13 protein-coding genes and 1 pseudogene are annotated in these 13977 nt (G+C 60.9%); 6 read left to right on the top strand and 8 right to left on the bottom strand.

Annotated elements, in window-relative coordinates; translation table 11 throughout:
* Positions 1-318 precede the first annotated feature (318 nt).
* From QRN33_RS14985 to QRN33_RS14995, 3 genes are all read left to right on the top strand, one after another.
* On the top strand, positions 319-1008 hold the full coding sequence (locus QRN33_RS14985) for a GntR family transcriptional regulator (RefSeq protein ID WP_042610317.1): 690 nt from the start codon (positions 319-321) through the stop codon (positions 1006-1008).
* Between the two features lie 135 nt (positions 1009-1143).
* Positions 1144-3255, top strand: coding sequence for a PAS domain-containing hybrid sensor histidine kinase/response regulator family protein (locus QRN33_RS14990; RefSeq protein WP_064361802.1), 2112 nt, complete (start codon positions 1144-1146; stop codon positions 3253-3255).
* 39 nt (positions 3256-3294) lie between these two features.
* Positions 3295-5928 (top strand): excinuclease ABC subunit UvrA, encoded by a 2634-nt coding sequence (locus QRN33_RS14995; protein WP_285409217.1) that lies wholly within the window; start codon positions 3295-3297, stop codon positions 5926-5928.
* 733 nt (positions 5929-6661) lie between these two features.
* Here the strand turns inward: QRN33_RS14995 and QRN33_RS26740 are convergent.
* The 7 genes and pseudogenes from QRN33_RS26740 to QRN33_RS15025 all read right to left on the bottom strand — a co-directional run bounded on the left by QRN33_RS26740 (position 6662) and on the right by QRN33_RS15025 (position 12090).
* Entirely contained in the window at positions 6662-7408 is a 747-nt protein-coding gene (locus tag QRN33_RS26740) for a response regulator (RefSeq protein ID WP_436839667.1), read from the bottom strand.
* A gap of 165 nt (positions 7409-7573) precedes the next feature.
* Positions 7574-8605 (bottom strand): annotated as a pseudogene (locus QRN33_RS26745) (ATP-binding response regulator); the annotation flags it as partial.
* Positions 8595-9470, bottom strand: a complete 876-nt coding sequence (locus QRN33_RS15005) for a sensor histidine kinase (RefSeq protein WP_042610321.1) — start codon at positions 9468-9470, stop codon at positions 8595-8597. The gene QRN33_RS15005 and the pseudogene QRN33_RS26745, both read right to left, overlap by 11 nt.
* Positions 9463-10476, bottom strand: coding sequence for an ATP-binding protein (locus QRN33_RS15010; protein ID WP_042610414.1), 1014 nt, complete (start codon positions 10474-10476; stop codon positions 9463-9465). Before QRN33_RS15010 ends, QRN33_RS15005 begins: the two co-directional genes overlap by 8 nt.
* Positions 10473-10877, bottom strand: coding sequence for an anti-sigma regulatory factor (locus tag QRN33_RS15015; protein WP_042610322.1), 405 nt, complete (start codon positions 10875-10877; stop codon positions 10473-10475). Before QRN33_RS15015 ends, QRN33_RS15010 begins: the two co-directional genes overlap by 4 nt.
* Positions 10874-11236, bottom strand: a complete 363-nt coding sequence (locus QRN33_RS15020) for an STAS domain-containing protein (protein ID WP_042610323.1) — start codon at positions 11234-11236, stop codon at positions 10874-10876. Before QRN33_RS15020 ends, QRN33_RS15015 begins: the two co-directional genes overlap by 4 nt.
* A 2-nt stretch (positions 11237-11238) precedes the next feature.
* Positions 11239-12090 carry an STAS domain-containing protein gene (locus QRN33_RS15025; protein ID WP_042610324.1) on the bottom strand — a complete coding sequence of 284 codons (852 nt, stop codon included), beginning with the start codon at positions 12088-12090 and terminating at the stop codon, positions 11239-11241.
* 261 nt (positions 12091-12351) lie between these two features.
* Here QRN33_RS15025 and QRN33_RS15030 point away from each other — a divergent pair, with 261 nt between their 5' ends.
* Positions 12352-12615 (top strand): hypothetical protein, encoded by a 264-nt coding sequence (locus QRN33_RS15030; RefSeq protein WP_042610415.1) that lies wholly within the window; start codon positions 12352-12354, stop codon positions 12613-12615.
* A gap of 58 nt (positions 12616-12673) precedes the next feature.
* Here the strand turns inward: QRN33_RS15030 and QRN33_RS15035 are convergent, their stop codons facing one another.
* Positions 12674-13195, bottom strand: a complete 522-nt coding sequence (locus QRN33_RS15035) for a DUF4142 domain-containing protein (RefSeq protein WP_056785185.1) — start codon at positions 13193-13195, stop codon at positions 12674-12676.
* Positions 13196-13399: 204 nt separating this feature from the next.
* On the opposite strand from QRN33_RS15035, the gene QRN33_RS15040 reads away from it, so the two are divergent.
* Together QRN33_RS15040 and QRN33_RS15045 are read left to right on the top strand one after the other, a co-directional pair.
* Entirely contained in the window at positions 13400-13654 is a 255-nt protein-coding gene (locus tag QRN33_RS15040; RefSeq protein ID WP_285409225.1) for a hypothetical protein, read from the top strand.
* A 99-nt stretch (positions 13655-13753) separates the two neighbouring features.
* Positions 13754-13918, top strand: a complete 165-nt coding sequence (locus QRN33_RS15045) for a hypothetical protein (RefSeq protein WP_177330585.1) — start codon at positions 13754-13756, stop codon at positions 13916-13918.
* Positions 13919-13977: the final 59 nt, after the last annotated feature.

Genomic DNA, 13977 nt, shown 5'->3' on the forward strand with positions numbered 1-13977 from the left:
AATATCAACCAAAAGGGGCAGTTATCGCTTGAGGACAACCATAGAATCTCCCACAAGGGAATGGGTTGTCTGTCGGTTTATTTGGCGCAAAGCCAAATCCGTTCGCTACTGCCCACGCTCGCAACGAGTGGTCGGCAGATAATCCATCACCTCGCCAAAACGACCTCCCGCGATTGGCCGATGTTCAGCACCCTCATCCGCCGCTGTGCAATATATGAATGCAATTTAGCCATGCGCGGATTAATCTGCGTCTGCCGCTCTTTTTCCATGGCCAGCCATCGCCAAGGGCTGGCTGTCCGATGCCAAAGGAGTGTTCGAATGACCGAAAAGAAACTGGAAACCACGGTCGACCGCGTCTACCAAGGGGTTTACGCGGCGATCAGCAAGCGTTCGTTGCGCCCCGGCATGAAGCTGGGCGAGGCCTCACTGGCCGAACTGTTCAATGTCAGTCGCACCTCGGTGCGCGCTGCGCTCAAACAACTGGAAGCCGATGGCCTGGTCACCACCGAGCCCAACAAAGGCGCGTCGGTGTCGTTGCCCAGTGACGAGGAGATCCGTTCGCTGTTCGAAACCAGGCGGCTGATCGAAATCGGCATCGTCACTGAACTGTGCCGGCGCAAGGACGCCGTGGCGATGCAGGATCTGCGTGCGCACCTGTTGCTGGAAGATGCCGCGCACGCCGCCGGCGACCACGAACGGCTGATTCACCTGCTGGGCGAGTTCCACATCAAACTGGCGCGCAGTCTGAACAACCCGGTGTTGCTCGACTGGTTCCAGAAGCTGATCTCGCGCGCCTCGCTGTACGCCGCCGCGCTCGACGACGACAGCCATCAGGCATGCCGCGACGATGAACATCTGCGGTTGCTCGAGTACATCGAGGCCGGCAATCAGAGCGCTGCGATCGAGCTGACCTGCACCCACCTCAACGGAATCGAGAAGGCAATTCTCGACGTTGCAGCGAAAATGAAAACCGGCTATCACCCACTCAAACACTTGATTGGTGTCTGAATGGCTCGGCGTCGCAAATCGGCTATACCTCCAATGAAACCAATGCGCTTTCAAAGCCTCGAAACACACGGGCGTCGCGTCGTTGAAGCGTTGCGATAGATCGGAAAACCGCAAAAAAGGACACTGAGTCAGGCGATGCAGTTTTTATCCGAAAGCCACGGCTGTGAGGGCTGGAAAGGCGAAATGGCCGGACGCATACGTGCGTTCGACTGGAGCCATACCGAACTGGGTCCGCTCGCCGACTGGCCGGCCAGCCTGTGCAACACCGTGCAACTGATGCTGGCCTCGCCGCTGCCGATGGTGATGCTCTGGGGCCACGCCGGCTACATGATCTATAACGACGCCTATTCCGAATTCGCCGGCGGCCGCCATCCCTACCTGCTCGGCGTGCCAGTCGAACTGGGCTGGCCGGAGGTAGCCGAATTCAATCGTCACGTCGTCGACACCTGCCTGGCCGGCGGCACCTTGTCCTATCGCAACAAAGAACTGGTATTGCTGCGCGACGGCGTCCCGGAAGACGTCTGGATGGATTTGTATTACAGCCCGGTCGCCAACGACGAAGGCGTGCCTGGCGGCGTCATGGCGATGGTGGTCGAGACCACCGAACTGGTGCATTCCGAGCGCCTGCGCCAGGCAGCGGAAGATGCCTATCGGGCCGACAATGAGCGCGTGCGCCTGGCCTTGAATGCCGGTGCACTGCTGGGCTCGTTTGTCTGGGACATCAAGAACAATCGCTTGTCCGCCGATGAACGTTTCGCCCGCACCTTCTCCTATCCCGCTGACCAGGACCTGAGCGATCTGCAACAAGACATCGCCGAATCACGCATCCATCCTGACGACCATCCCTGGGTGCAGGACCGCGTTGCCCATTGCGTACGCACTGGCGAGCCGTACAACGCCGAATACCGTGTGCAGCGCGCCGATGGCCAGTACCTGTGGGTGTTGGCCAGTGGTGCCTGTGAGTTCGATGAGCAGGGCAGGCCGTTTCGTTTCCCCGGCGTGCTGATCGATATTCATGAGCGCAAGAACGCCGAAGAATCACTGCTCAAATTCACCCGCAACCTCGAACAGCGCGTGGCTGCCGAAGTCGATGCGCGACTGGCCGCGGAAGAACAACTGCGGCAGTCGCAGAAACTCGAAGCCATCGGCGGCCTCACCGGTGGTGTCGCCCACGACTTCAACAACCTGCTGCAGGTCATCGCCGGCAATCTGCATTTGCTCGCGCGGCATGAACCGAACAATGCAAACGTACAGCGCCGGGTCGGGGCTTCGCTGGCAGCGGTCGAACGCGGTGCCAAATTGTCTTCGCAACTGCTGGCGTTTGCCCGACGCCAACCGCTTTCGCCCGCCGTGTGCAATCCACAACAGATTTTCGAAGGCGTCGGCGAATTGCTGCAACGCGCGTTGGGCGAAACCATTCAGATCGACGTGCAGCTGCCGCCGCAGCCGTGGCACATCAACGTCGACCGCAACCAGTTGGAAAACGCCATTCTCAATCTGGCGATCAACGCCCGCGACGCGATGAAGGGCGAGGGGGTTATCGGCCTCAGCGCTGCCAATGTGCGTCTCGACAACGAGTTCTGTGCCGGCAAAGGCATTTCGGCTGGCGAGTATGTGCGCGTGGCGGTCAGCGACACTGGTGTGGGTATTGCCCCACAGATGCTCGAGCAGGTCTTCGAACCGTTCTTCACCACCAAGGCCGACGGACAGGGCACCGGGCTGGGCTTGAGCATGGTGTTCGGCTTCGTCAAACAGAGCGGCGGCCACGTCGAGATCGACAGCCAGCTCGGCGAAGGTACGCGAGTGCAGCTGTATTTCCCCCGCAGTCTGCGTCCGGTCCGCGAAGAGACAGCCAGCGTCGGCGAACGCAAGGGCGGTGGTCACGAGACGATTCTGGTGGTGGAAGACAACGACGCGGTACGCGCTTCGGCGGTGGAGTTGCTGCGGGAAGAAGGCTATCGGGTGATGACGGCGGGCAATGGCGACGTCGCCATGCAGATGTTGCTGGAAGGCATCGAAATCGATCTGATCTTCACCGATGTGGTCATGCCCGGCCTGATCAAGAGTTCCGATCTTGCAGCGTGGGCCAAGGTGCAGATGCCACCCGTACCGGTGCTGTTCACCTCCGGCCACACCCGCGACATCATTTCCCGCGACCACCAGCTCAGTCCCGATACCCATCTGCTCGGCAAACCTTACAGCCCGCAAGCTTTACTGCAGATGATTTGCGAGGTGCTCGGCACCTGAGGCCGAGCGCTGCCCCGGTTTTCAACACAAGGCACGCCGATGATTTCCAAGCGCAACTCCAAAGCACCCGCCGGCATGGTTCGCGTGCGCGGCGCCCGCGAACACAATCTGAAGAACGTGGATGTCGATATTCCCCGCGATGCGCTGGTGGTGTTCACCGGCGTCTCGGGTTCGGGCAAGTCGTCGCTGGCGTTTTCCACGCTGTATGCCGAGGCCCAGCGGCGTTATTTCGAGTCGGTGGCGCCGTATGCGCGGCGGTTGATTGATCAGGTCGGCGTGCCGGATGTCGATTCCATCGAAGGTCTGCCGCCCGCCGTGGCTCTGCAACAGCAGCGCGGCACGCCGAGCGCGCGTTCCTCGGTGGGCAGCGTGACGACATTGTCGAGCCTGATCCGCATGCTTTATTCCCGCGCCGGCAGCTATCCGCCGGGGCAGCCGATGTTGTATGCCGAAGACTTTTCGCCGAACACGCCGCAGGGCGCCTGCCCGGAGTGTCACGGGCTTGGCCGCGTCTACGAAGTGACCGAAGCGCTGATGGTGCCGGACCCGAACCTGACCATCCGCCAGCGCGCCGTGGCGTCCTGGCCGCTGGCCTGGCAGGGCCAGAACCTGCGCGACATCCTCGTGACCATGGGCATCGACGTCGACATTCCCTGGAAGAAACTGCCGAAAAAGCAGCGCGACTGGATTCTCTTCACCGAAGAAACGCCGACCGTGCCGGTGTACGCCGGGCTGACCCCGGAAGAAACCCGCGTCGCCCTCAAGCGCAAGATGGAACCGAGTTATCAGGGCACCTTCACGGGCGCTCGGCGCTACATCCTGCACACCTTTACCCACTCGCAAAGTGCGCTGATGAAGAAGCGCGTTTCGCAGTTCATGCGCGGCAGCCCGTGCCCGTTGTGCGAGGGCAAGCGGCTCAAGCGCGAGGCGTTGTCAGTGACTTTTGCGGGTTACGACATCGGCGAGCTGTCGCAAATGCCGTTGCTGCAAGTGGCCGAAGTGCTGCGGCCGGTGGCAGCGACCAGTTACCTGGAACAGGCGGAGGAGAGCGGCGACACCCTCAGCCATGCGCAGACGCGCGAGGCCCGCAAACAGCGGGTCGCCCATGGCGCCAGTGGTCACGCCAGCGCGCCGGACGTGCGTCACACGCCGAATCTGTCGCTGGAAAAACGCCTTGCGGCGCAGCGCATTGCTGAAGATCTGCTGGAGCGCGTCAGCACCCTGACCGATCTCGGCCTGGGTTATCTGGCGCTGGAACGCAGTACGCCGACCTTGTCGTCGGGCGAGTTGCAGCGTTTGCGCCTGGCCACGCAGTTGGGTTCGCAGCTGTTCGGGGTGATTTATGTGCTGGACGAGCCATCGGCCGGCCTGCATCCGGCAGATGGCGAGGCGCTGTTCGAGGCGTTGCAACGGCTGAAGGCTGACGGCAACACATTGTTCGTGGTCGAGCATGATGTCGAAACCATGCGCCGTGCCGACTGGCTGATCGACGTCGGTCCGGCAGCGGGTGAGAAGGGTGGGCGGGTGTTGTACAGCGGTCCGCCTGATGGATTGTCGACCGTCGAGGATTCGCAGACCCGGGCTTATCTGTTCGCCGAAAATCAGCGCCCCGAGCGCACCGCGCGCAAGCCGAGCGGGTGGCTGAAGCTGGAGGGTGTCACGCGCAACAACCTGAATAATCTCAGCGCCGATTTTCCCTTGGGCTGTTTCACCTCGGTGACTGGGGTGTCTGGCTCCGGTAAATCCAGTCTGGTCAGTCAGGCATTGCTGGAACTGGTCGGCGCGCAATTAGGCCGGCCGATAGCCGAGGTCGAGTCGGAAGAACCGAGCCTGGAAGATGACACGCCAACCCCCAGCACTGGCCAGATCACCACCGGCCTGGAGTCGATCAAGCGGCTGGTACAGGTTGATCAGAAACCGATCGGACGCACACCGCGTTCCAATCTGGCGACCTACACCGGGTTGTTCGACAACGTGCGCAAACTGTTCGCCGCGACGCCCGAGGCGCAAGCGGCAGGCTATGATGCCGGGCAGTTTTCCTTCAACGTCGCCAAGGGCCGTTGCGCCACCTGCGAGGGTGAGGGTTTCGTCAGCGTCGAATTGCTGTTCATGCCCAGCGTGTATGCACCGTGTCCGACCTGCCATGGCGCGCGCTACAACCCGCAGACCCTGGCGATCCTCTGGCAGGGCTTGAGCATCGCCCAGGTGCTGCAATTGACCGTCGATGAAGCGGTGGCAGTGTTTGCCGAGCAGGCAGGGATCCGGCGTTCGCTGGAGGTGCTGCGCGATATCGGCCTGGGTTATCTGCGCCTGGGGCAACCGGCCACGGAACTGTCCGGTGGTGAAGCGCAGCGGATCAAACTGGCAACCGAGTTGCAGCGCAGTCAGCGTGGCGCGACCCTGTATGTGCTGGACGAGCCGACCACGGGCTTGCACCCCAGGGATGTCGATCGGTTGCTGGAGCAACTCGACACGCTGGTAACGGCGGGGCACACGGTCATCGTGGTCGAGCACGAAATGCGTGTGGTCGCGCAGAGCGACTGGGTGATCGACATCGGCCCCGGCGCCGGCGATCAGGGCGGCAGGATCGTCGCCGCCGGCACACCGCAGAAAGTCGCCGCCAGCAAGAAGAGCAAGACCGCGCCGTTTCTTGCCCGTGCTTTAAGCCGCTGATTGTGGCGCCCTGCCGGACGCCTTCGCGAGCAAGCTCGCTCCCACAGGTTTGATTGGGTTAACCAGATAAGTGGTAACACAGCAGATCCTTTGGGGGAGTGAGCCTGCTCGCGATAGCGGAGTGTCAGTAACAGATGAGTTGACTGAACGGGCGCTATCGCGAGCAGGCTCACTCCTACAGTTTTGCAAGGTGTACCCAGAAAGTTGGTCACGCCCCGGATCCCTTGTAGGAGTGAGCCTGCTCGCGATAGCGGAGTGTCAGTAACAGATGAGTTGACTGAACGGGCGCTATCGCGAGCAGGCTCACTCCTACAGTTTTGCAATGTCTACCCAGAAAGGTGATCACACCCCGGATCCCTTGTAGGAGTGAGCCTGCTCGCGAAGGCGGAGTGCCAGTCGCAGATGAACTGACTGGACGGACGCCTTCGCGAGCAGGCTCACTCCTACAGTTTTGCGAGGTGTACCCAGAAAGTCGGTCACACCCCGGATCCCTTGTAGGAGTGAGCCTGCTCGCGAAAGCGGAGTGTCAGTAACAAATGAGTTGACTGACCGGACGCTATCGCGAGCAGGCTCGCTCCTACAGTTTTGCAATGTCTACCCAGAAAGGTGATCACACCCCGGATCCCTTGTAGGAGTGAGCCTGCTCGCGAAAGCGGAGTATCGGCAACAGATGAGGTCACTGGACGGACGCCTTCGCGAGCAGGCTCGCTCGTACAGGGGGATGTGCGTTTATTCAGGCGCCATCGAGCGTGCGGCGGACCTTGTCGAGCAGTTCGCTGATCTGGAACGGTTTGACCAGCATTTCCATCCCTGTGCCGAGGAAGACCTGGCGGTTGATCGCGGTTTCGGCGTAGCCGGTCATGAACAGGATCGGCAGCCCTGCATTCCAGCCGCGGGCGACATCCGCCAGTTCGCGGCCGCTCATGCGCGGCAGGCCGACGTCGGTCAGCAGCAGGTCGATTGACGGGTCATTCTGCAAGCGCTCCAGCGCCGACTCGATATCCGCCGCCTGCGTGCAGCGATAGCCGGCATCTTCCAGCACTTCGTTGACGAACAAGCGAACAGTGGCCATGTCTTCGACGATCAGCACATGTTCGCCACTGCCTTTGGCATCAGGCACCGGCACAGGCACGTCGGCGCCGGTCGGGTCGTTGGTGCCGGGCAGCATGATCGTCACTTCGGTGCCACGCCGGGCAACACTGCGGATGTGCGCGTCGCCGCCAGACTGACGGGCAAAACCGTAAATCGTCGACAGGCCGAGCCCGGTGCCCTGGCCCAACGGTTTGGTGGTGAAGAACGGTTCGAACACCTTGTCGATCACGTTGTGTTCAATGCCGGTGCCGTCGTCGCGTACCGACAGCGCCACGTAAGCGCCATCGGCCAGATTCGGATCGCCGTGGGAATAAGCGGCGTAAGTGTTGACCCAGATATTGCCGCCGGAGGGCAGGGCATCGCGGGCGTTGATCACCAGGTTGAGCACCGCGCTTTCCAGCTGCACCGGATCCACCAGCGCAATCGCCGGTTTGTTGGTCAGTTCCAGCTTCAGGGTGATGCGCTCACCGATGGTGCGCACCAGCAATTCTTCCAGCGAGCGAACGTGCTCGTTGATATCCACCGGCCGGGTGTCGAGCGGCTGCTGACGGGCGAACGCGAGCAGACGATGGGTCAGCGAGGCCGCGCTCATCGCCGAGTTCAGCGCTGCTTCGGTATAGAACTGCACCTTGTCCAGGCGCTCATCGGCCACGCGTTTCTGAATCAGTTCCAGACTGGTGATGATCCCGGTCAGCAGGTTGTTGAAGTCGTGGGCGATACCGCCGGTGAGCTTGCCCAGTGCATCCATTTTCTGCACTTGAAGAAGTTGCGCTTCGGCGTGCACGCGTTCGGCAACTTCCTTGGCCAGTTGCGTGGTGGTGTCATCCAGCCGCGCCAGATGCGAGCGCTCGCGGTGGCGGTGTTCGGTGACATCTTCGACGAATACCAGGCTCAATTCCGGGGTGCGATACGGCGAAATCTGCCACTGCGTTTCGCGAATCTCGCCTTGCACGCTCATGTTCAGCGTGCCTTTCCAGCGCTCGCCGTCGACCAGTCGCAGACGCAGTTCATCGAGGATCGAGCATTGATCTTCGGCGAAGCATTCACGCAGAGCCTGTGGGTCACGGTTGTCGACGATCAACTGAGCAAAGGCATGGTTGCATTCATGCACTTTCAGATTGGCATCGATTACCGCAATCGGCGCCGAGACGTTGGCGAAAATCTCGCGAAAACGTGCCTCGCTTTCGCGCAGGGCGTTTTCCGTGTCGCGCACCCGCAGCAAGGTGCGCAGCGTCGCCAGCAGTACGTCGGGGTCGACCGGGTGAATCAGGTAGGCATCGGCGCCGGCGTTCAGACCGGTGATGATGTCGCCGGTCTGGATCGAGGCTGCTGACACATGGATCACCGGCAGCAGCGCGGTGCGCGGGTCGGCGCGCAGCAGGCGGACGATATCGAAACCGCTCATGTCCGGCAGGTTGACGTCAAGGATCAACGCATCGAGGGCTTCGCTCTCGATCAGGGCCAGACCGTCACTGCCGGTGCCGGCTTCGAGCACCGCGTAGCCGTGGCGCTCCAGACGCCGGCGCAAGGCGTAACGGGTGGCGACGTTGTCATCGACAATCAGCAGGCGGATGTCACGATTCATCGACGTTCTCCAGAGCGATTGCCAGCGGGATGATGACAAAGAACGTCGAGCCGACGCCCGGGGTACTTTCAACCCCGACTTCACCGCCCAGCAGCGCGGCGAAACGCTTGCACAGTGACAGACCCAGACCGGTGCCGCGTAAGCGTTTCTGCAACGGCGAATCGACCTGGGAGAAGTCCTCGAACAGCGTGTCATGCAGTTCTGGCGCAATGCCGATGCCGGTATCGCTGACGGCGAAGCGCACTTTGTCTTCGCCTTCCATGCGCGTCGAGACGCGCACTTCGCCACGGGTGGTGAACTTCAGCGAGTTGGAAATGAAGTTGCGCAGGATCTGCCCGAGCTTCTTGTCGTCGGTATACAGGCGCGGCAGGCCGAGCGGCTCTTCGAAGATCAGATCCACCGCTGTCGCATCGACGATCGGCCGGAACATGCCGCGCAAGGCGGAAAACAGATCGAACATGTCGAACCAGGCCGGAGAAATGCTGATGCGCCCGGCTTCGATCTTCGCCAGATCGAGCAGGTCATCGACCATGTCGCTGAGTTCCCGGGCAGCAGTGCTGACGAACGCTACCTGCTTGTGTTGCTCGGGACTGAGCGGGCCGTCGAGTTCGTCGGCGAGCAGGCTGTTGATGCTCAGGATCGAGCCCAGTGGCGTGCGGAATTCATGGCTCATGTACGACAGGAACCGGCTCTTCAGATCCGAGGCCTGACGCAGTTCCTCGGCCTGATTGTCGAGCTCGGCGTACAGCGCAAGCACGCCCTGATTGGTTTCATCGAGCTCTTCGCGCAGGGCAGTGGTTTCACGCTGCAACTGGGCGATGAGCGCCGCCTGCTCGGCAGGGCTCAGGGTTGTCGATTCAGCCATGGGCGGCCTCCAGAGCAACGACCAGTACCGTCACGTCATCGCGGCCGCGACAGAAGTCCCGGTGCAGGACGCTGGCTATCACGGCGGGATGGCGATGCACCAGGCCGGGGTAGTCTGCAAGATTCCAACGGGACTGTAAGCCGTCGCTGTACATGATCAATAAATGTCCGTTCACGTGAGCATAGTCAAAGGGTTTGGCTTTACGGTACTGGCCGCCAACGATACCGGGGTGCGAGGCCAGACCGCGGGATTTGCCAGGCTCCAGCAGACTGGCGCCGATATTACCGACACCGGCGAACGTCAGGCCGTCGCGCTGGCTGTCGAACTGGGCGAACGCCACGGCGCCGCCGCGGGTGCCGAGCATTTCCTGATGCAGGTCTTCCATCAATACCACAGGATCGGCGAACGGTGCCCGGGCGAATGCTTGTGCCCCGGCCAGGCCTGCGCGCTCGGCGTCTTCGCCATGGCCGAGGCCATCGACCACCAGCGCGCTGATCCGCGAACCTTCAAACTTCAGGTGCCAGACATCGCCGCAGGCTGGATCGGCATGCAACGAATGCTGGCTGACCCCGAAGCGGATATCAGCCTGCCGATCGCTGCGGGCAAAGATCCGCGCCAGCAGCACGGCGCCGCGGTGGTCGGCGTAAACATCGAACACGTCAGTCTGACGCGACACCGCGCCGAGACCGATGCCCTGCGTACCGCCGGTGGAAAAGCCATCCGCCAGACACGCGTCCAGGTCAAAGCCCTGCGCGCGATCCACGGTCTGCATCTCGATGGCGAAACCGTTGCCTGGTCGTGGCAGTACGCGCAGGTGAAATTCGCCGCGTCGGGCATGCTTGAGCACGTTACTGGCCAGTTCGGTTGCCACCAGCGCCACGCGCCCGGCGTCGTTTTCATCGAAGCCATGCTGCTCGGCAAGTTTCTGCGCAGTGCGCCGTGCGTGACCGATCTGGCTGCTGTCCTCGATCGGCAGGACTTGGGTCAACGACCCGGTGATATTCATGTCCATCGTGTGATCGTGATGCGCGTGCCTTTACCGGGCTCAGTGTCGAGTTCGAATTCATTGACCAGGCGTTTGGCGCCGGTCAGGCCCAGGCCCAGACCGCTGCCGGAGGTCCAGCCGTCGGTCATCGCCAGTTTGATGTCAGGGATGCCCGGGCCTTCGTCGCGAAAGGTCAGACGCAGACCGACCCGGCCGTTTTCCTCGAGGACCTGCCAGTCCATGTCGCCACCACCGCCATAGACCATGGTGTTACGCGCCAGCTCGCTGACAGCGGTCACCAGTTTGGTCAGGTCGATCAGGCGCATGCCGCACTCGGTGGCGAGCTTGCGCGTGGTCTGGCGGGCCAGCACCACGTCCTGTTCAATGAGAATGGGTTGAGTACCGCTGCTGCGCACGGTCATTGTGCAAGTACTCGCTCCCGCAGCAGTTTCATCCCGCGTTCAACGTTCAGTGCGGTACTGACGCCCGGCAATGTCATGCCCAGCTCAACCAGGGTGATCGCCACCGCCGGCTGCATGCCGACCAGCACGGTTTCGGCGTCCATGATTTTCGACAGCCCGGAAATCGTGCCGATCATGCGCCCGATGAACGAATCGACCATGTCCAGCGCCGAAATGTCGATCAACACACCGCGCGCCGAGGTCCGGCTGATGCGCTCGGACAGATCGTCCTGCAGGGTCATCGCGAGTTGATCATGCATGTCGACCTGAATGGTCACCAGCAGGAATTCGCCCATTTGAAGAATCGGAATACGTTCCATGGTCAAGCCGTCTTGACTAGGCTGACACCCAAGCGGGTCAGGGCCAGTTTCAATGCGTCGGCCAGGTTGGCCTTGGTCACTACGCCTTGCAGATCCAGACCGAGGTGGACGATGGTTTGAGCAATCTGCGGACGCACGCCGCTGATGATGCAATCGGCGCCCATCAGGCGGATCGCGGTCACGGTTTTCAGCAGGTGCTGGGCAACCAGTGTGTCGACGGTCGGCACGCCGGTGATGTCGATGATGGCGATTTCCGAACCGGTGTCGACGATGCGTTGCAGCAGCGATTCCATCACCACTTGAGTGCGCTGCGAATCGAGGGTGCCGATCATTGGCAGGGCGAGGACGCCGTCCCACAGCTTGACGACCGGGGTCGACAGTTCCAGCAATTCTTCCTGCTGACGCTTGATCACCGCCTCGCGGGATTTCTGGAAGGTGCCGATGGTGTGCATGCCGACGGTGTCGAGCAGTTCGGACACTTCCAGCAATTGCTCGGCGAGCAGTGCCGGCTGGTCCTGATAATGGTTTTGCAGCAGGGCGAACAACGGACCCTTCAGAGCGAAGATGAAGTTGGCAGTTTGCTGGGAATCCTGGCCGAGCAGGGCGCGGCTTTGCGACAGCTTTTCAAGGAACTGGCGGGTATCTTCCCAGCCTGCGGCGGCAATCTTGCTGCCATTGCCGTTTTCCAGGCCGGTCAGCAGCAGGCTCAGCAAATCGCGGGTCTGTTGCGCGAGGTCATGTTCCTTGAGATTGCGCGTGGCGCCGCTGGCTTCGAGGCGTTTGGTCCATTCGCTCAGCAGTTGCGTCTGGTTGTTCTTGATTGCTTCGACTGTGCTGTTCTGCAGTGCTGCCATGTGCGTGTCGCTCCGATACGTATTGGGGGCCGGCGCAGCGAAATGGCCGGCGCGAATTGACTGACATTTGCCGCTTGAAATAGTTGTTCATCCAGCGCTGAATTTTTCTGCCTGCCGCGTCGAACACCCCGGTAACTCTAGTCGGCGTGGCAGCAGGCAACGATCTTTTGAACGAATCTACGGCGTCAGGCTTCGAATCTGCATGCCCGACGTTTTCCAGTCGTGCTGGAAGAAGGAGGCAGGACTATGAATGAGGTGGATATGAACGAGCAAGCGCCGCAACAGCAAAATCAGTCCTCTGAGTCGATTAACCGCAACGATCCGGCGATCGACCCGCAAACACCGGGGCAAACCAAGCCTGCACCGGCCGAAAAAGGGCAGGCCGACAGTGCGGCCAGCGAAGTTGATCAGAAACAGCATCACGACGACAACAACAACGAATTCAGCCCCGGCTTCAAGCCTGACCCGGACCGCCCCGCACCGGGCGAAAGCACCGACGCCGATATCGACACCGATGGCGGTTGATCGGCAGAACGTAAAAAGGCCGCATCGATGGATGCGGCCTTTTTTATTGCCCGGGCGTTTATTTGCTCGGGTGTTTGGCTTGCAGCTCTTTGGCGTGGGCCAGATGTTTTTCCAGCGCCGGCAGCATTTTCTGCGCGAACGCTTTCAGTTCAGTAGCGCCCTTGGCTTTGTCATCGGTCACGGTGTTCGCCTGCTTCTTGAACAGCTCGATGGTCTCTTCGTGAGCCTTGACCTGGTTGTTGGCGTAGGCCGCATCGAACGATTCATCGCGCATGTCGAGAATCTTTTCCTTGGCCTGCTTGACCAGGGTGGTGTCGTCAGGGACTTCGATGTCATTGGTGGTCGCGATCTTCTTCAGCTCTTCATTGGCCTTGGTGTGATCAGCGATCATTTGGTTCGCGAAGGCTTTGATGTCGGCAGACTGGCTTTTTTCCAGTGCCAGCTTGCTGGTTTCGATTTCGGCGATGCCACCGGCGGCGGCATTGTCGACAAAGTCGTTGTCGGTCGCGGCAAAGGCGCTGCCCATGCCGGCAGACAGTGCAACAGCCAGAGCGAGATGACGCAGGTTGAATCCGTCCATTGGGTATCTCCACGCAGGTTTTTGTGAGCGTTATCCAATGGAGCGAAGGCACAAGCCAAAGGTTTTATCGCATTTACGACAGGGCGACGAACGGCAACCGCTGGTCTGACAGGGAGTCGACAGAAGTCATCGGGCAAGGCCATGCTGATAATGAGTCAGCGCATCGGTCGCGCTGGTTGTCGATCAAATTGATGGAGGTGTTTCATGCCGGTTTCACATGATCTGTATCAGGACCTGGGCTGCAGGAAGGAAGAGATCGAGCAAAAACGCTCCGAGGATCCGAAGCTGGATTCGTTGCTTAACAAGTATTTTGATGTCGATAAAGCGGTCGTCGAGGCCGAGAACGCCAAGTCAGACGCCCCCACTGACGATGACCTGAAAAAGCTCAAAGAGAAGCGTGTAATCGTCAAGGAGCAGGTCGTCGCCCAACTGGCGGGGCAGCCGCTGACGGGCCAGTAATCGCCCGACCCGTGGTCATTTTTCCAAGGGAACGGCTACGGCTTACGGCACCTCCAATGTGCAGAGTCTGCAAACCATCGACTCGTTGCGAGGTGCCACATGAACGACCCCAGATTCCCCAGTGAAGAGCAGGGCGGTTTCGACCCGATTCCCACCCGTCCCGAACCGAACAGCCCGGCGCATACCACTGCGCATCCTGAAGAACCGGTCGAGGAGCTTCCCGAAGACGACGATCCGGACAAGTTCGATAGATCCAGCAACTGACAGGCCGCTATCGCGAGCAGGCGCACTCCTACAATTTGAAATGCGTACCTCTGTAGGAG

The sequence above is a fragment of the Pseudomonas sp. FR229a genome, from assembly GCF_030209115.1.
Classification (GTDB): Bacteria; Pseudomonadota; Gammaproteobacteria; order Pseudomonadales; family Pseudomonadaceae; genus Aquipseudomonas; species Aquipseudomonas moraviensis_A.